The sequence below is a fragment of the Kribbella sp. DT2 genome (genome assembly GCF_049844575.1).
Taxonomy (GTDB): domain Bacteria; phylum Actinomycetota; class Actinomycetes; order Propionibacteriales; family Kribbellaceae; genus Kribbella.
The window spans coordinates 372,051-389,228 of record NZ_JBNCLH010000005.1; the positions used below are offsets into that span (position 1 = coordinate 372,051).

The 17,178-nt window shown below is 69.5% G+C and carries 18 protein-coding genes; 5 read left to right on the top strand and 13 right to left on the bottom strand.

The features are described from left to right. The first annotated feature begins 81 nt into the window (after nucleotides 1-81). Entirely contained in the window at nucleotides 82-2,724 is a 2,643-nt protein-coding gene (locus ACLQ2O_RS23310) for a glycogen debranching protein (RefSeq protein ID WP_425834767.1), read from the top strand. A 322-nt stretch (nucleotides 2,725-3,046) separates the two neighbouring features. Here ACLQ2O_RS23310 and ACLQ2O_RS23315 read toward each other — a convergent pair whose 3' ends face one another. The 12 genes from ACLQ2O_RS23315 to ACLQ2O_RS23370 all read right to left on the bottom strand — a co-directional run bounded on the left by ACLQ2O_RS23315 (nucleotide 3,047) and on the right by ACLQ2O_RS23370 (nucleotide 12,529). After that, nucleotides 3,047-3,778 (bottom strand): ABC transporter permease, encoded by a 732-nt coding sequence (locus ACLQ2O_RS23315; protein ID WP_425834769.1) that lies wholly within the window; start codon nucleotides 3,776-3,778, stop codon nucleotides 3,047-3,049. Further along, the gene (locus ACLQ2O_RS23320) at nucleotides 3,778-4,713 is read right to left on the bottom strand and encodes an ABC transporter ATP-binding protein (protein ID WP_425834771.1); all 936 of its coding nucleotides are present in this window, start codon (nucleotides 4,711-4,713) and stop codon (nucleotides 3,778-3,780) included. Before ACLQ2O_RS23320 ends, ACLQ2O_RS23315 begins: the two co-directional genes overlap by 1 nt. A gap of 52 nt (nucleotides 4,714-4,765) precedes the next feature. Then, entirely contained in the window at nucleotides 4,766-5,536 is a 771-nt protein-coding gene (locus tag ACLQ2O_RS23325) for a hypothetical protein (protein ID WP_425834773.1), read from the bottom strand. Continuing rightward, on the bottom strand, nucleotides 5,533-6,444 hold the full coding sequence (locus tag ACLQ2O_RS23330; RefSeq protein WP_425834775.1) for an ATP-binding cassette domain-containing protein: 912 nt from the start codon (nucleotides 6,442-6,444) through the stop codon (nucleotides 5,533-5,535). The genes ACLQ2O_RS23325 and ACLQ2O_RS23330 overlap by 4 nt, the downstream gene beginning before the upstream one ends. Continuing rightward, on the bottom strand, nucleotides 6,441-6,797 hold the full coding sequence (locus ACLQ2O_RS23335; RefSeq protein ID WP_425834777.1) for a GntR family transcriptional regulator: 357 nt from the start codon (nucleotides 6,795-6,797) through the stop codon (nucleotides 6,441-6,443). The genes ACLQ2O_RS23330 and ACLQ2O_RS23335 overlap by 4 nt, the downstream gene beginning before the upstream one ends. Before the next feature lie 130 nt (nucleotides 6,798-6,927). Continuing rightward, nucleotides 6,928-7,659, bottom strand: coding sequence for a GOLPH3/VPS74 family protein (locus ACLQ2O_RS23340; RefSeq protein ID WP_425834779.1), 732 nt, complete (start codon nucleotides 7,657-7,659; stop codon nucleotides 6,928-6,930). Beyond that, complete coding sequence (locus ACLQ2O_RS23345; RefSeq protein ID WP_344180934.1) at nucleotides 7,656-7,859, bottom strand: hypothetical protein; 204 nt, start codon at nucleotides 7,857-7,859, stop codon at nucleotides 7,656-7,658. The genes ACLQ2O_RS23340 and ACLQ2O_RS23345 overlap by 4 nt, the downstream gene beginning before the upstream one ends. Nucleotides 7,860-7,864: 5 nt before the next feature. Further along, complete coding sequence (locus tag ACLQ2O_RS23350) at nucleotides 7,865-8,776, bottom strand: SPFH domain-containing protein (RefSeq protein WP_425834782.1); 912 nt, start codon at nucleotides 8,774-8,776, stop codon at nucleotides 7,865-7,867. Nucleotides 8,777-8,847: 71 nt separating this feature from the next. Then, complete coding sequence (locus ACLQ2O_RS23355) at nucleotides 8,848-9,540, bottom strand: aminotransferase class IV (protein WP_425834784.1); 693 nt, start codon at nucleotides 9,538-9,540, stop codon at nucleotides 8,848-8,850. Between the two features lie 5 nt (nucleotides 9,541-9,545). Next, the gene (pabB, locus tag ACLQ2O_RS23360) at nucleotides 9,546-10,904 is read right to left on the bottom strand and encodes an aminodeoxychorismate synthase component I (protein WP_425834786.1); all 1,359 of its coding nucleotides are present in this window, start codon (nucleotides 10,902-10,904) and stop codon (nucleotides 9,546-9,548) included. A gap of 42 nt (nucleotides 10,905-10,946) precedes the next feature. After that, entirely contained in the window at nucleotides 10,947-11,720 is a 774-nt protein-coding gene (locus tag ACLQ2O_RS23365; protein WP_425834788.1) for a class I SAM-dependent methyltransferase, read from the bottom strand. Nucleotides 11,721-11,815: 95 nt separating this feature from the next. Continuing rightward, nucleotides 11,816-12,529 carry a metal-dependent transcriptional regulator gene (locus tag ACLQ2O_RS23370; protein WP_425834790.1) on the bottom strand — a complete coding sequence of 238 codons (714 nt, stop codon included), beginning with the start codon at nucleotides 12,527-12,529 and terminating at the stop codon, nucleotides 11,816-11,818. Nucleotides 12,530-12,603: 74 nt separating this feature from the next. On the opposite strand from ACLQ2O_RS23370, the gene ACLQ2O_RS23375 reads away from it, so the two are divergent. The 4 genes from ACLQ2O_RS23375 (at nucleotide 12,604) to ACLQ2O_RS23390 (ending at nucleotide 16,342) form a co-directional block, all read left to right on the top strand. Beyond that, complete coding sequence (locus ACLQ2O_RS23375; protein ID WP_425834793.1) at nucleotides 12,604-13,935, top strand: cryptochrome/photolyase family protein; 1,332 nt, start codon at nucleotides 12,604-12,606, stop codon at nucleotides 13,933-13,935. A gap of 72 nt (nucleotides 13,936-14,007) precedes the next feature. Beyond that, nucleotides 14,008-14,400, top strand: coding sequence for a GntR family transcriptional regulator (locus tag ACLQ2O_RS23380; protein ID WP_425834795.1), 393 nt, complete (start codon nucleotides 14,008-14,010; stop codon nucleotides 14,398-14,400). Further along, a complete protein-coding gene (locus ACLQ2O_RS23385) occupies nucleotides 14,397-15,293 on the top strand; it encodes an ABC transporter ATP-binding protein (protein WP_425834797.1) in 897 nt (298 codons plus the stop codon). The genes ACLQ2O_RS23380 and ACLQ2O_RS23385 overlap by 4 nt, the downstream gene beginning before the upstream one ends. After that, on the top strand, nucleotides 15,290-16,342 hold the full coding sequence (locus tag ACLQ2O_RS23390; protein WP_425834799.1) for an ABC transporter permease: 1,053 nt from the start codon (nucleotides 15,290-15,292) through the stop codon (nucleotides 16,340-16,342). The genes ACLQ2O_RS23385 and ACLQ2O_RS23390 overlap by 4 nt, the downstream gene beginning before the upstream one ends. On the opposite strand, the gene ACLQ2O_RS23395 is transcribed toward ACLQ2O_RS23390, so the two are convergent. Further along, nucleotides 16,339-17,175 carry a class II fructose-bisphosphate aldolase gene (locus ACLQ2O_RS23395; RefSeq protein ID WP_425834800.1) on the bottom strand — a complete coding sequence of 279 codons (837 nt, stop codon included), beginning with the start codon at nucleotides 17,173-17,175 and terminating at the stop codon, nucleotides 16,339-16,341. The genes ACLQ2O_RS23390 and ACLQ2O_RS23395 overlap by 4 nt on opposite strands. Between the last annotated feature and the right edge of the window lie 3 nt (nucleotides 17,176-17,178).

Below are 17,178 nucleotides of genomic sequence, written 5' to 3' on the forward strand. Positions count from 1 at the left end.
GTGTGGGGGGCCCCCAACCCCCCCGGCCACCCCCCTCCCCCGTCCCCCGCCCCCCCCGCGGGGCGCGGGTTCCCGGCGGGGATGGGGGTAGGTGGAGCCGGCGCCCCCGACGCCACCGCAAGCGGGGCGAACGCGCGGAGCGCGGAGCCCGGCGCGAACGCACAGGCCGGCCCCGGCGCCGCGGCGGCGCAGCAGCCTGAGCCGAGCGCGCAGGCCGGCGCCGCTGGGGCGGCGCAAGGCGCCGGCTCGCCGGACGAACTCTCTGAAACCACTCGGCTTTCCGATCGGCGGGCGCTGGTTGTTGGCGATCGGGCCTACTCGATGGGTGACGAGACCGGGCTCTACCCCGCGACCGGGTGGCACACCCGCGGGGAGATGGGTGGGATCTGGTCGCAGCCGATCAAGTTGCTGGACGGGATCTGGTTCGGGGTGGACGGTGGTTGGCTCGGGAAGCAGGTGCCGGCCAGCAAGTACACCAGTGGCTACGGCTACCAGCGGATCGACTACGGGAACGGGGTCCAGCGGACGGACTTCGTGCCGGACGGGATCCGGGCGACGGTCGTGGGGCTGACGTTCCCGGCGCAGCGGGGCAAGACGGTGACGCTGAACGTGGATGCGCACTCCGAGCTGATGCCGGCCTACCCGTGGGGTGGGACGACGCCCAGCGCCGGTCAGGCGAACCTCCAGGACACCGGCTCGTACGCCGACGGCGCGTTGCGCTTCCGGGACCAGGGCACCTCCCCGATACCCAACGCGACCAGGCACGACTACAACGCGCTGGTCGGATCGTCCCTGCGTCCGACCGGGCACACGTTGAGTGCCGACAACCGTGGACCGCAGGACCCCGCGGTGGTGTGCCCGATGGACGGCACTCCCCCGGCGCACTGTGACGACTCGGCGGTGGGCAAGGGAACCGGCGGGCGGCTCACGTACAGCGTGAAGCTGAAGCCGAACCAGAAGACCACCGTCTGGTTCGCCGTGGCCGGCTCGGACGAAGGCCGGCAGCAGGCCGAGCACGAGTACCGGAAGGCGATCAGCAACCCCGAGAAGTTGCTGAAGGCAAAGACCGACGCAAGGGAAGAACTCGCAAGCCGATCCACCGTCGATCTCCCCGGCGACAAGCTGCTGCAGCAGAGCGTCGAGTGGAGCAAGCAGAACCTCGCCGACTCCGTCCAGGAGGCGCGCGACCTGCAGATCCGCGACGTCAACGAAGGCAAGGCCTACCCGAAGCCGGCCGGTACGGTCGACAGCGCCCGCTGGTTCGGCGCCGGCTTCCCCGACTACCCGTGGATCTTCGCGACGGACGGCGAGTACACCTCGTACGCCGCGGTCGCGGCCGGCCAGTTCGACACCGTCAAGGCGCACCTGAAGTCCCTGCAGGAGATCAGCGACCTGCTGAACGACCGCAGCGGCAAGGTCGCGCACGAGATCGTGCCGACCGGTGACGTCTACTTCGGTTCGAACACGAGCGCGGGCAACACCGACGAGACGGTGAAGTTCCCGAGCATCGTCGCGCTGCTGTGGCGCTGGACCGGCGACGACCGGTTCCGCGACCAGATGTACGACTTCAGCGTACGGAACCTCGAGTACGTCTACCGCGAGCTCGACAAGGACAACGACGGCTGGCTCGAAGGGCTGGCCAACGTCGAGCGCAGCGGCATGGGCGCCGAGAAGCTCGACAGCACGGTCTACCTGGCCCGCGGGCTGCGCGACCTCGCCGACCTGGCTGCCTCGAAGCGCGACAAGGCGACGCAGCAGTGGGCGACCACGAAGGCCGACGACCTCGAGAAGCGCTTCGAGACCCAGTGGTGGGTCCAGCAGGCCTTCGGGTACGCCGACTCGGTCGACGACCCGGCGGATCCCGCGAACGACAACAAGGCGATCTTCCAGCGGCACTGGACCGGCGTCACCCCGATGGAGGCCGTGCTCACGCGCCCCGGCAAGCCGGACGCACCGCTGGCGTCGCCCGAGCACGCGAAGATCGCGCTCGACCAGCGCGAGAAGGCCTGCTACACCGGCGAGTTCGGTCTGTTCCACACCGGCACCGGCCCGACCGCGGACGCGGCCGGCAACCCGGGCGCGACCTGCGACAACGTCGTCTCGGCAGTGAAGAGCGAGCGCTCGATCTTCTCGCTCAACACCTCGATCATGGCCGTTGCCGAGGGCAACTTCGGCCGGCTGGGCAAGAACCAGCAGCAGGTTTACACGACCGGCAACGCCCGGATCCAGCTCGACCCGAAGGTGTGGGAGACCCCCGGCGCGATGCCGGAGATCGCCCCGTCGCCGGACTCGCCGGCGAACATCGACCGGCCGTTCACCGACCGCTCGATGGCGCTCCAGGCGTGGGGCACGTACGGCGTGCTGTGGCCGGTCGTGCACCAGCAGCTCGGCGTCGACCCCGACCTGGGTCACGGCAAGCTCGCCGTCGTACCGCAGGTTCCCGGTGGCCAGCAGAAGGTGGCCGGGAGCAACATCAAGGTGGGTCGTGGTGCGGTTGACGTGTCCGCACGCCTTGAAAACAAGGAACTGCGGACCGATGTCAAGGTCAAGGGTGTTCACGCCGACGTCACGGTCGGTGCGGTGCTGCCGGCCGGAGCGAAGGTCGCGAAGGTTTCGGTCGACGGCCGGAGCAGTTCGTACCAACTGGTGACGACCAGTCGCGGAACCGAGGTTCACACCTCGGCGCACAGTTCTTCGACCAGTGTGAGGATCACGTTGAAGTAGTGGCAGGACGAAGCGCTGGGCCCCTCAGAGTATGAGTCGGAGGGGCCCAGCACAGCTGAAGGGACAGTGACGTCTCCAGCTTCCCGAAGCAGTCCGTTGCGCCCGGCAGACCCCGTCACCGGTCTACTCGGTGGGGATCCCCACCGCAAGGGGGCTCGGTTTCCCTTCGACCCGCTGTCCCGGTTGGAACAGCGTGTCGTCTGTTCTACCGCCGGAGCCGGAGCCACACAACCCTTTCCGGAAAGCTCATGCGTGTCGTCCACAGTGTGTGCTCGCCCGTCCACAGAAACCGTCGCGGTTATGCACACCCCCTGTGCATAAGTCACTCCCAGCGGAAGAAGCGGGCCGCCACGGCGACGCACGCCACGATCGCGACGATCAGTGCGACCAGGCTGGTCGTGCCCGGCCACTGACCGGACCACGCGTCCTGCATGCTGGTCATTCCCGCGCCCATCGGCGTGATGTCGCGCAGCCAGCGGATCGACTCCGGCATCAGGTCGCCCGGGGTCCAGACGCCGGCGAAGAACATGCTCGGGAAGAGCAGCAGGTTGCCGATGACACTGGCGGCCTTCCCGGTCGAAACCAGTCCGGCGATCAACAGTCCGATGCTCAACTGAGCGATCGTGTACAGCAGGACGGCGACCAGGAACGGCAACGGTGCGCTCGGCAACGCCGCGTCGAAGAACACCGCGCCCGCACCCAGGATCAGGCCGATCACCAGTGCCGCGGCGACCAGGTGCAGCAGGAGTTGCGCGACGAGCAGCTTGACGGGCTTGACCGGCGTGGTCGACATCCGCCGCAGCACGCCCTTCTCGCGGTAGCCCGCCAGGATCATCGGCAGCGTCGCCATCCCGAGCAGACCGATCCCGATCCCGATCGCCATCGTGGGCAGGAAGCTGACCGGGACCCCGTCACCCGGGGTCGGGTTGTCACCGTTGATCAGCGAGAAGACCGTCAGCAGCCCGAGCGGCAGCACGAAGACGAAGAACAGTCCGGCGGGCTCGCGGACGAACAGCTTGGTCTCGATCCGGGTCAGGGTCAGGGTCTGGCTCATCAGTTCGCTCCTTCGAAGTTCTTGCCGGCGAGCAGCAGGAAGGCGTCGTCGAGGGTGGTCTGTTCGGTGTGCAGGTCGAGCGGGGCCAGGCCGCGGGCGGCCAGTTCGGTGACCACGGCCACCAGGACGTCGTCGTTGCCGGTGACAATGAAACGGTCGTTGTCGACGGCCACGGTCTTGACGGCGGGCAGCGAGGTCAGCACGGTCTCGTCGGTCAGCGGCGCGGGCAGCCGGAAGGTGATCCGCTGCTCGGAGCGGGCCGCGTCGACCAGCCCCGCCGGTGTGTCCAGGGCGACCACGCGGCCGCCGTCGATGATGGCGATCCGGTCGCAGAGGTGCTCGGCCTCCTCCATGAAGTGGGTGACCAGGATGATCGTGACGCCGGTGTCGCGGATCTTGCGGACGAGCTCCCAGGCGTCCCGCCGGGCTTGCGGGTCCAGTCCGGTGGTGAGCTCGTCGAGGATGGCGACCTTCGGGTTGCCGACCAGCGCGAGCGCGATCGAGAGCCGCTGCTTCTGCCCGCCGGACAGCTTCGCGAAGGCGGTGTTCCGCACCTTCGTCAGCCCGAGCTCCTCGAGCAGCTCGGCCGGGTCCCGCGGCGCCGGGTAGAACGAGGCGTACAGCTCGAGCGCCTCGCGGGTCTTGATCTTCTCGGGCAGCTCGCTCGACTGCAGCTGCACCCCGATCAGCGAGGTGATCTCGCTACGGCGGGCGTGCGGGTCGAGGCCGGCCACCCGGACGGTGCCACCGTCGGGCGTCCGCAGCCCGGCGATCGACTCGACCGTGGTGGTCTTGCCGGCGCCGTTCGGGCCGAGGATGCCGAAGATCTCACCGGGGTGGACGGTCAGCGACACGTCGTCGACGGCGACGGTCGCGCCGTACGTCTTGCGCAGGTTCTGGACGACAACCAGGTCGTCGAGGGTGTTTTCGGGCATGGCGAAGCCTTCCGTCGTACAGGTGGAGGTGAGAAGTGAAGGTGGGGAGGGATCAGCCCTTGGTCGGCCGGACGCCGAACGAGCGGATCATCAGGTAGCCGAAGTACAGGCCGAGGGCACTGACCGCGAGCACTCCCGGTACGGCGACCGCCAGCGACGGTCGGTGGTAGCCGGTGCTGGCGAGCGCCTCGCCGAGCCACTGCGCGACCAGCAGGAACTCCGCCGCCGCGGCCGGGATCAGGGTCAGCGGCAGCAGCAGCAGGCCCTTCCAGACACCGAAGCGCTGGAAGCTGATCCCGGTCAGCCAGCCGGCGACCTCGTGCGACAGAACCAGCAGGAAGAACTCGGTGAAGATCAGTCCGACCTGCGAGGACTTGGTGAACAGGTGCGGGTTGGCCAGGGCCTGCGTCCAGCCCTGCCAGGCGTAGAGGACGTGCTCGATCTGGTAGACGATCACCCACAGCACCGCCGTGCAGGCCGCGGCGCCGACCAGGAAGATGCTCGCGGCCACCGACAGCATCTTCCGGGTGATGCCGAGCGAGACCATCAGCGTGAAGAACGCAGGGGCGATCGTGATGCCGACCACCAGCGAGAAGTACTTGGGCGACTGGGTGCCGTAGTCCCAGATCGAGTGGCTGTCGCCGTTGCTGATCAGCTGCACGACCAGGCCGATCACCAGGAAGGACAGCACCATCACGGCCCAGTAGCCGCCCAGCATCGGCGTCATCCCGACGCGCATCGCGTGCAGCACCCGGCGCAGCCGCTGTCCCGAGGTGACGCCGTTCGGCAGGGTGGCGGCCGGGCTGGTGGTCGTGGCGGTCATCGGTTCCCCTCCTTCGAGGAGGTCGGTGCGGTCAGGTGGACGAACAGCTCCTGCAGCCCGACCGGCCCGACCTCGAGCCCGGCCGAGCGGGCCTTGGCCAGCAGGGCGTCGTCGAGATGACCGAGCACGGTCACGGACTTGGTCCCGCCGAGCCGCTGCTCGGCCAGTACGTCGAGGCCGGCGGTCAGCTCGTCGACGACGCCGGCCGGTCCGACCAGCGAGGCTCCGCGGCCGCGGAGCGCGTCGACCGGCGACTGGGTGACGAGCCGTCCCTTGTCGAGGATGACGACCTCCTCCAGCAGCGCGCTGACCTCGCTGACCAGGTGCGTGGACAGCAGGATCGTCCGTGGCGCCTCGGTGTAGTCGGCGAGCAGGGCGTCGTAGAACAGCTCCCGGGACGGCACGTCCATCCCGAGGTAGCTCTCGTCGAAGATCGTCAGCGGTGCCCGGCTGGCCATCCCGAGCACCACGCCCAGGGCGGACCGCTTGCCGCGGGACAGCTTCTGCACCCGCTTACCGGTCGGCACCTCGAACTTGTCCAGCAGTTCACCGGCCAGGTCGGGGTTCCAGTACGGCCGCAGGCTCGCGGCGTACTCCAGGACCCGCTTGACCGGCACCTGGTCGACCAGGTCGCCGGACTCCCGGATCAGGCAGATCCGGCTCGTCACGATGGCGTCCTCGTACGGCGTACGCGCTGCTCCGAGGTCACCGCCGCTGATCAGCACCCGGCCTTCGTCGGGCCTGCGGAATCCGGCCAGGAGGGCGGCCAGCGTGCTCTTGCCGGATCCGTTCCGGCCCAGCAGGCCGTGGATCTTGCCCGGCGCCAGCCGGAGGTCGAGGCCGTCGACGGCGGGGACCCCGCCGAAGGAGACGGTCAGGTTCTCGGTCCGCACTTCCAGGGCGTTCACTGCTCCTCCTTCTGGATGTGCTGGACGATCTCGGTGAGCGGGACGCCGATCGCCTTCGCCTCGGCGATCATCGGGTCGACGACGCCGGTGAAGAACGCCTCCCGGCGGCCGCCGCGCAGCAGCTCACGGGCGTCTCTGCTGACGAACATCCCGATTCCGCGCTTCTTGTAGAGCACGCCTTCGTCGACCAACTGGGCGAAGCCCTTGGCCGCGGTGGCGGGATTGATCCGGTAGAAGGCGGCGTACTGGTTCGTCGACATCACCTGCTCGTCCTCGGCGAGAGCACCCGTGACGATGTCGTTCTTGATCTGGTCCGCGATCTGGAGATAGATCGGGCTGCGATCGTCGAACATCGTGGTCCCTCGTCTCTCCCCGGTCGTGGCCGCCGTCAGGGTAGCCGTGACAGCACTCAGTTCGTAGGTTCATTACTTGACTAACGAACCGTAGCACCGACGAACCCCCTGACGTCAAGCCCCTCGCGGCTCAGCCACCGCCGCCCGAGTTGGCCGCGGCGGCGTTCCGCTGCTGGATCACCTTCCGCAGCGCCGGCACGGCCGGGCCCGCCAGGACCTCGAGCTGCGCCAGGCGGTCCTTGTGCTGCTTGCGCTGCGCCCTGGACAGCACAGGCTTCAGCTCCCCGGTCGACGCCAGTACGACGAGCGCGGCGTCGCGGGGGTCGACGCGACTGACCAAGCGGGCGGGCCGGAGCGCGTCGGTGGCCGCGTGCAGCAGTTGACGGCGTACGAGGGGCTGGCGGAGGGTGATCCGCTGGGCCGGGAAGAGACCGAAGCGGCGGTAGGGCTCGACCTTGATCAGGTGCCGGCGCTCGAGCTCGTCGCGGACCATCGGCAGGGCGTGCCGGGCCCTGCGCTCGACCCAGTACTTCCAGCGCTTGCGGCCACCGGACTCGACCTGGGCGAGAACGTCGGCGGCGAGCGGTGACGCCGCCACGCCGCGGGAGGCGACGACCCGGCCGTCCTGCTCGGTGAGCCGCCCGTCGAGCTGGAGGTCGATCAGGGCGGCGGCCCGCAGCATCAGGCCGAGGCGGGACTTGTTGGCGAGCTTGGACGTGGCGGGGTCGAACGCCAACAGGTAAAGGCGTTCCGCGAGGCCGGGCGGTGTGCCCTTGTCAGGGGCAACTGCTTGCTGTGGGCGCTCCGGCCTGCGGTTCGGACGGGCGGCACCCTGCCGGGGGTTGTTCTGACGAGCGTTCATGATTCCTCCTTGCGAGGGCGGCCCGGGCGGCGCATCTTGCCGACCTCTCCGGGCAACCGGCCGGCGTCGGCGAGCGCGCGCCGGAGCAGGAACTCGATCTGGGCGTTGGTACTGCGGAGCTCGTCGGAGGCCCAACGAGCCAGCGCGTCGTGCACCACGGGATCCAGCCGGAGCAGGATCTTCTTGCGTTCGGTCGCCATCGGAACTACTGGTACAGGGAGCCGGCGTTAACGACCGGCTGCGCGTCACGGTCGCCGCACAGCACCACCAGCAGGTTGCTCACCATGGTCGCCTTGCGTTCCTCGTCCAGTTCGACCACGTTGTGGTCGGACAGCCGGTCCAGCGCCAGCTCGACCATGCCGACCGCGCCCTCGACGATCCGCTGCCGTGCCGCCACGATCGCACCGGCCTGCTGGCGGCGCAGCATCGCGTGGGCGATCTCCGGCGCGTAGGCCAGGTGGGTGATCCGGGACTCGATCACGTGCACGCCGGCCGCCTGGACGCGGACGCCGATCTCGGTCGACAGGGTCTCGGTGATCTCGTCGGTGCTGTCCCGCAACGACAGGCCGCCCTCGTCGGTGTGCACGTCGTACGGGTAGGAGTTGGCGATGTGCCGGACCGCGGTCTCGGTCTGGATCGCGACGAACTCGACGAAGTCGTCCACCTCGAACATCGCCTGCGCGGTGTCCTCGACCTGCCAGACCACCACCGCGGCGATCTCGATCGGGTTGCCGTCGGCATCGTTGACCTTGGCAACGGCCGTCTCGTGGTTGCGGATCCGGGTCGAGACCGGGTGCCGGACCGAGATCGGGTTCACCCAGCGCAGGCCGTCGGTGCGGATCGTCCCGGCGTACCGGCCGAGGATCTGCAGGACTCGCGCCCGGCCCGGCGCCACCGCCGTCAGTCCTGCCGCCAGGATCACGCCGGCCACGAACAGCACCGCGGCCACGATGATCAGCGCCAGGTTCTCCTGGCTGATCCCCACGATGAACAGCACCACCGCGACGACCACCAGCACGAACGACAGCCCGAGCACGGGCCATCCGTTCAGATCCCGCGCCGGCCGCTCGGTCACCTTCGGCTTGGGCATCTCCACCATCACGTCAACATCAGTCATCATGCACTCCCTAGAGATTCGATGTCTCGAAGGTAGCATAGTGATATCAGTTTTTGAAAGCGGACCTCTGCTCAGATCGGGCGGGCCAGGGCAGTGAGGGCTTGTTGCCAGTCGGCGGCGGCCGAGGCGGGGAGAGGGTCGATGGGACCGTCGTGCCAGGCGTGGACCGGGCGGATGCCGTGCAGGGCGTTGAGGAGCCAGAGCTCGTCGACCTCGGCGAGGTCCTCGGGGCGGCGGGCTGTTTCGGCGACCTCGGCGCCTCGGGCTGCGGCGAGGTCGCGGACGAGGCGGGCGGTGACCGACGGGAGGAAGGCGTGGTCGGACGGCGGGAAGTGCAGGGTGTCGCCTTCCCACCAGGCCAGCGCCGAGTACGCCGCTTCGACGGCGATGCCGTCGGGGTCCATCAGCAGCACCTCGTCCGCGCCACAGTCAGCGGCGGCCTCGGCCTTCACTGCACCAAGCGCTTCCAGGTCGGGGCCTTTGACGAACGGCTGGGTCCGGGGATCGGCGCCGCTGTGCACGGCGATCCGGATCCGGCCGCCCTGGGTAGGGGCCGGGCGCAACTGAACCGACAGGCCCGCCTCGGTCAGCTCGAAGCGCGGGAACCACCGGCCGAAGCCGGGGAACCGGCCGACCTGGTCGTCGAAGTACGCGCCCGCCCCGGACTCCCCCAGCGCCGCGCACGACGCGGCGAACCGCTCGCGGTGCAGCTCCAGCCCCCGGACCTGCCCGTTGTGCACGAGAAACGAATCGGCGACCAGCACGGACCTCACCCCGACCTTCCCAGCGTTGCAGCGGCCTTCAGCACCATCTCGTCGTACTCGTCACCAGGATCGGAGTCGAGCACGATCGCCCCGCCCGCGCCGATCACGGTCTCGTGCGGAGTCAGTACGGCGGTCCGGATCACCACGCTCAGATCGGCCCGCCCATCGACGGTCAGGTAGCCGAGCGCGCCGGAGTACACCCCGCGGGCACTCGACTCCAAGGCGTCGAGGATCTCCATCGTGCGGATTTTCGGTGCCCCGGTCATCGATCCCGGCGGGAAGCACGCCCGTACGGCGGCCACGGCGTCGACACCGTCGCGCAGCTTCCCGCGCACGGTGGTGACGAGCTGGTGCACGGTTTGGTAGCTCTCGACAACCATCAGCTGCGGGACCTGGACGCTGCCCGGTTCGCTGACCCGGCCGAGGTCGTTGCGGATCAGGTCCACGATCATCAGGTTCTCGGCGCGGGTCTTCTCGTCCTCGGCCAGCGCCTTGGCGACCAGCTTGTCCTGCGCCGGGTCGGCCGACCGGGGCGCGGTGCCCTTGATCGGGCGGCACTCGGCCCAGCCGTCGCCGTCGACCGCGAGGAACCGCTCCGGCGACGAGCTGGCGATCGCGAGCTCGCCGTACCGGAGGAAGGCCGAGTACGGCGCCGGGTTGGTCGCGCGCTGCCACAGGTAGAAGTCGAGCGGCTCCGGGACCGGTGGGAGACGGACGCGGTTGGTCAGGCAGACCTCGTAGGTGTCACCGGCCTCGAGCGCGGCCATGCAGGCGTCGATGCCGGCCAGGTACGTCGCCCGGTCCTGCTCGAGGTGCTGCTCGACGTCGAGCAGCGAGATCGCCGGCGGGTCGACCCAGCCCATGAACCACGACGCCGCTGCGGACGCTGCGGTTTCGAGCCAGGCGCGCGCCTCCGCGTCGCCGGGAGCGTGGACGGCGACGAGGTACGAGCGATCGCGGTCGTGGTCGATGACGACGAAGCGGTTGGCCCAGATCCACAAGGCATCCGGAGTCTGCGCTTCGTACGCGGCGACGCCGCCGGTGAGGGACTTGAGCTCGTAGCCGAAGTAGCCGACGTACCCACCGCTGAACACGTCGGCCAACTCGCTCGGCACCTCGGTACGACGGGCAGCAAGCAACCCCTGCAGCTCGGTGAAGACATCCCCGTCGACCGCGTCCCGGACGATCACCTCGGCGTCCGGCCCGGCGCTCGTCCCGAGCACGGAGATCCGCCGCTGCGACCGGTCGGTGAGGCTGCCGTCGAGCCAGAACGCGACCGGCTCGGCGGCGAACAGCTCCCGGTAGACCGACTCGCCACCGAGTGCGTGATCGACCGAGCGAACGGACCAGGTCAGAGCGGGCACAGCAGAACGGTACCTACTGGTGAAGCTCAGTGGTCAGTGGTCTCAGCTCAGCGCGAGCGTGGTGCGCATCGCGGTGATGCGGCGGATCGGGATCGCGACCTCCAGGCCGTCCCGGTCGTCGGCCCGCTGGGCCATCCACGCGGCGGCCTGCTCGCGCCGCTTCTCCGACGTACCGGGCAGGTAGAGCGCGCCGACCATCCGCCGCGCGTCGTCGATGCTGCGGACCGTGTACGCGTACCGCTCACGCTGGCTCTCCATCACGATGAAGCCGGCCCCGCGCAGCTGCTCCTTCAGCCCGGTGATCTCCCCACCGGCCGGGAACTGTGGCCGCGACCGCAGCCGCGTCGTCAGCCCGGTCAGCGTCCGCAGGTCACCACGGCGCAGCGGCCGGACGGCCGGGATGGTCGCGGCGAGCACTCCCCCGCGACGTAGCACCCGCGCGGCCTCAGCCAGTACGTCGGGCAGCGGCTGCAGCACCATCAGGCCCATCGAGCAGGTGACCACGTCGAAGGCCTCGTTCGCGAACGGCAGGTGCAACGCGTCGGCCTGCACCTTCGGGCCGGGCGCACCGTCCAGCTGGACGGCGTTGCTGTCGACTCCCACCACCCAGCGCCCGTACAGCTCGCGGGCGACCGGGCCGTTGCCGCAGGCGAGGTCGAGCACCCGCCTGGCCTCTCCGGACACAGCGCGGACAAGCCAGCGGTACGGCGTGTGGTCGCCGGCTACCGCCCGGGACAGCAGGGCTTCCGTACTGCCCGGGGTGGCGGTGTGGAACTCCCGCAGGTACCCGGGCCAGTCGATCGGGTTCTCAGACATCGCGGACAGACGTTACCCCGTGACCACAGGCAGTACCGCATCGAGCGCAGCCAGTGGCCGCAAACTTGACGCGGACCTGACCGGACCCGTCCGGATCAGACCAGGCTGACGAAGATGTGACCCGCGGTCTCGTCGCTGATCACACCGCCGGCGTCGCGGCTGCCGACCAGGACACCCTCGGCGTCCAGCATCGAGTCGACCTCGCGGCCCGGCAGCGCGCCGGCCCGGCGGAGCACGGACATCGCGAAGTCGTCGGTCTGCACCGGCTCGGCGATCCGCCGGACGAGGACCCGGACAGCAGCCCCGGTCGCCTGGTCGAGCACCTTGTCGAGCGGCTCGACGCCGTCGCGGAACTCGCCGATCGGCGTCGCCTGGCTCTCCTTCTGCAGCTCCTCCAGGCCCGGGATCGGGTTGCCGTACGGCGACTCGGTCGGGTTGTCGAGGATCTGCATCAGCCGGAGCTCGACGGCGTCGCTCATCACGTGCTCCCAGCGGCAGGCCTCGGCGTGCACGTCCTCCCACTCGAGGCCGATCACGTCGACCAGCAGCCGCTCGGCCAGCCGGTGCTTGCGCATCACCCGGGTGGCCTGCATGCGGCCGACCTCGGTGAGCTCCAGGTGCCGGTCGCCCTCGACCGTGACCAGCCCGTCGCGCTCCATCCGCGCCACCGTCTGGCTGACCGTCGGTCCGGACTGGTGCAGGCGCTCGGCGATCCGCGCGCGCAGGGGCAGGATGCCCTCTTCTTCCAGTTCGTAGATGGTCCGCAGGTACATCTCGGTGGTATCGATCAGCTCGCTCACGACAACCATTCTCGCCTATGCAGGCAAGCCTTACCGAATCGGCGGGCGGATCCGGTCAGGCGCGCTTCAAGGACACTTCAAAGTTGTTCATCGGCAAGACTCGGCGGATGACGGCGGTGATGTGGTTCAGACGGGATCTTCGGTTGGCGGACAACCCGGCGTTGCTGGAGGCGGTGCGAGCGGGAAACGGACAGGTGTGTGGGCTGTTCGTCCTCGATCCGGCGCTCTGGGACGCGGCGGGTGATCCGCGGCGCGATCATCTGGTCAACTCGCTGAAAAGCCTGCGGGACTCGATGGGCGGCAAGCTGGTGGTCCGGCGTGGCGACCCGGCAAGGGTGGTTCCCGAGCTTGCGGACGAGCTCGGCGCGGACAGTGTGCACATCGCCGCCGACCACGGCCCGTACGGCGGACGCCGGGACGAGGCGGTCGAGAAGGCGCTGAACTGCCCGCTGGTGGTGACCGGTTCGGCGTACGCGATCGCGCCCGGCCGGGTGCTGAACGGGTCGGGCCGGCCGTACCAGGTGTTCACGCCGTACTTCCGCGCGTGGCTGGACCACGGGTGGAGACAGCCCGTCGACGCGCCGGACGGCGTGCAGTGGATCGGCAAGCGGGGCGAAGCCTTGCCGAAGGCCGCGACCAGGGAGGACGCCGGTGAGCACGCAGCGCGCGATCACTGGCACCACTGGCTCGAAGGTGTTGCGGACTACGACGACGAACGCGATCGGCCCGACCTGGACAGCACCTCGCGGATGTCGGCCCCGTTGAAGTGGGGCGAGGTTCATCCGCGCACGATGCTCGCCGACCTGGCACAGCTGCAGAGCAAGGGCGCCGAGGCCTACCGGCGGGAACTGGCGTGGCGCGAGTTCTGTGCCGACCTCCTGGTCCAGAACCCGCACGCGGCCTGGAAGCCGCTACGGTCCGAGTTCGAGAAGATGGAGTACGACGAGCCGGACGATGCCTTCGCCGCGTGGTGCGAGGGGAAAACCGGCTACCCGGTCGTCGACGCCGGGATGCGTCAGCTCGCGGAGTCGGGCTTCATGCACAACCGGATCCGGATGGTCGTCGCGTCGTTCCTGGTCAAGGACCTGCACATCCACTGGAAGTACGGCGCGCGCTGGTTCATGGCGCGGCTGCGGGACGGCGACCTCGCGTCGAACAGCCTGAACTGGCAGTGGGTCGCGGGGTGCGGCGCCGATGCTTCGCCGTACTTCCGGATCTTCAACCCGGTCACGCAGGGCAAGAAGTTCGACCCCGACGGCAGCTACGTGCGCCGCTGGGTTCCCGAGCTGGCCGGCGTCGACGGCAAGGCGGTGCACGAGCCCTGGCTGCTGGACGGGCTCGACTACCCGGCGCCGATCGTCGACCACGCCGAGGCCCGCGAGGAGTCCCTGCGCCGCTACGCCGCGATCAAGTAGCCCGATCAGGCCTTGACCGCGGGATCCCCTCTACCCCTATAGTGCTAGGTAACTAGATAAATGGGGTGACAGATGATTGAGTTCCATCTGGACGGGCGGTCGGGGGTCTCGCCGTACCAGCAGGTCGTGCAGCAGGTCCGCAACGCGTTGCGGCTCGGGCTGCTGCGCGAAGGGGATCAGCTGCCGACCGTGAAGGACGTGGTGGCGAGCCTCGCGATCAACCCGAACACGGTACTGAAGGCCTACCGCGAGCTGGAGCACGAAGGGCTGGTGGCGGCCCGGCCGGGGCGCGGCACGTTCGTGACCCGGACGCTGACCGACCACAGCCTGGCGGCGCACGGACCGCTGCGGCAGGACCTGCAGCGATGGTTGTCCAAGGCCCGTAAAGCGGGACTGGACGACGAGAGCATCGAGGCGTTGTTCAAGGCCACGTTTCGGACCGCCGCTCAGGAGGACATAGCATGACCGCCGCCATCAAGGCCCAGGGTCTGGGCAAGAAGTACGGCCGGCGCTGGGCGCTGACCGACTGCACGCTCGACGTTCCGGCCGGCCGCGTCGTCGGCCTGGTCGGCCCGAACGGCGCCGGCAAGAGCACGCTGCTGAACCTGGCGGTCGGCATGCTCACCCCGACGACCGGCAGCATCGAGGTGCTGGGGGCGCCGACCGGCGGACCGCAGCTCGCGAAGATCGGGTTCGTCGCCCAGGACACCCCGACGTACGGCCGGTTGTCGGTCGCCGACCACCTCAAGCTCGGGGCGCACCTCAACCCGGGCTGGGACGACACCCTCGCCCAGGCGAGGATCCAGCGCATCGGCCTCGATCCGAAGCAACGGGCCGGCCGGCTGTCCGGCGGTCAGCGCGCACAGCTCGCGCTCACCCTCGGCATCGCGAAACGGCCCGAGCTGCTGATCCTGGACGAGCCCGTCGCCGCGCTCGACCCGCTCGCCCGGCGCGAGTTCCTGCAGGACCTGATGGAGGCCGTCACCGAGCAGGAGCTGAGCGTCGTCCTGTCCTCGCACCTGGTCTCCGACGTCGAACGGTCCTGCGACTACCTCGTCGTCCTGGTCGACTCGCGGGTCCAGATCAGCGGTGACATCGAGACCTTGCTGGCCACGCACTACCGGCTGGTCGGTCCGCGGCGCGACGAGAAGTCGATGCCGCAGAACCAGTACGTGATCTCGGCCAGCCACACCGATCGCCAGTCGACGGTCCTGGTCCGGACCGACCAGCCGATCCTCGACCCGGCCTGGTCGGTCTCGCAGCTCACGCTCGAGGACATCGTCCTGGCCTACATGGGCCGCTCGTTCGCGACGAGGACCAAACCCGACGACCGTCCCGTCCTGGAGGTGCAGCGATGATCTGGCTGACCTGGCGGCAGTTCCGCCTGCAGGCCCTGGTGGTCGTCGGCGTGGTGCTTGCCCTCGGCATCTTCCTGGCCGTGACCGGGCCCGGGCTGCTGGACACCTACCAGCTCCGGCCCGACGAGTTCCTCAAGCAGATCCAGTTCGACCGGATCAACCAGTACCTGTACATCGCCGGGCAGGCGCTCGTCTACGCCGCTCCGCCGATCATCGGCGCCTTCTGGGGTGCGCCACTGATCGCCCGCGAGCTGGAGGCGGGAACGCACCGGCTGGTCTGGAACCAGAGCATCACCCGGACCCGCTGGCTGGTCGCGAAGCTGGCGATCACGGGACTCGGCGCGATGGCCGTGACCGGCCTGCTCAGCCTCGCGGTGACCTGGTGGTCCGACCCGATCGACGACGCGATCAACTCAGGCCAGGCGGCCGGCGTCTTCAACGTTCCCCGGCTGCTGCCCGCGGTCTTCGGCGCGCGAGGGGTCGTGCCGATCGGCTACGCGGCGTTCGCCTTCGCGCTCGGAGTCGCCGTCGGGCTCCTCGTACGGCGCAGTGTGGTGGCGATCGCGATCACGCTGGCCGGGGTGATCGCGATCCAGATCCTGTCGCCGATCCTGCTCCGGCCGCACCTGATGACGCCGGTCGAGACGACCTTCGTCGTGACCACCGAGAACATGCGCGGGCTCCAGTTGTCGGGTCCGGAGGAGAATCCGACCGTGATGCGGATCGAGGCGAAACTCGAGGGCGAGGGCAACTGGAAGCTGTCCGAGCACACCGTGAACGCGGCCGGCGTGGAGCAGAAGACCCTGCCGAGCTACGTCGCGGAGTGCGGCCCGCCTCGGCCGAACGCCACCGAGGCGGAGGCCAAGGGCCGCCAGCCGTTGAGCGCCTGCTTCCAGCGCCTCGCCGATGAGGGCTACCGGCAACAGGTCGTCTACCAGCCGGCTGATCGCTTCTGGGGTCTGCAGTGGCGCGAGGCCGGGCTGTTCCTGCTGCTCGCGCTCGGCCTGACCGGCTTCTGCTTCTGGCGGATCCGGCGCGACCTGACCTAGACCGCCTTCAGCACCGTGAGCAAGCGAGCTACCTCGGTCGCGACCGCCGTACGGGCGGGGCCGAGGTACTTGCGCGTGTCGACGAGTTTCGGCTGGTCGGCCAGGGTCTGACGGACCACGCCGGTGAACACGTTGTTCAGGTGCGTCGCGATGTTCACCTTCGTCATCCCGGCCTCGACCGCGCGGGTCAGGTCCTCGTCCGCGACACCGGAAGAACCGTGCAGCACCAGGGGAACCGGTACGGCGGCCCGCAGTTCACCGATCAGCGCGAAGTCCAGCTCGGCGGTCCGCTCGGTCATCGCGTGCGACGAGCCGACCGCGACCGCGAGCGCGTCGACACCGGTCGCCTCGGCGAAGGCGAGCGCCTCGTCGGGCCGGGTCCGCGCGCCCGGCGCGTGCACGCCGTCCTTGCCACCGACCTCACCGATCTCGGCCTCGACGAACACCCCGTGCTCGTGGCAGAACGCGGTCACCTCGGTGGTCGCGGCGACGTTGTCGGCGTACTCGAGCTTGGACGCGTCGAACATCACCGAGGTGAACCCGAGCGACACCGCCTCGGTGACCAGGTCACGGTCCATCGCGTGGTCGAGGTGCACGACGACCTGCACGCTCGACGCGGCCGCCGCCGCCAGCGTGGCGACCCCGATCGGCTTGAGCGCGCCGTGGTACTTCACGGCGTTCTCGCTGATCTGCAGGATCACCGGCGCACCGACCTGCTCGGCCCCGGCGATCAGCGCGGTCGCGTGCTCCAGCTGGATCACGTTGAACGCGCCGACTCCACGGCCCGCCTGGGCTGCGGCCAGCACGACCTCGGCTCCGGACACCAACGGCATGAG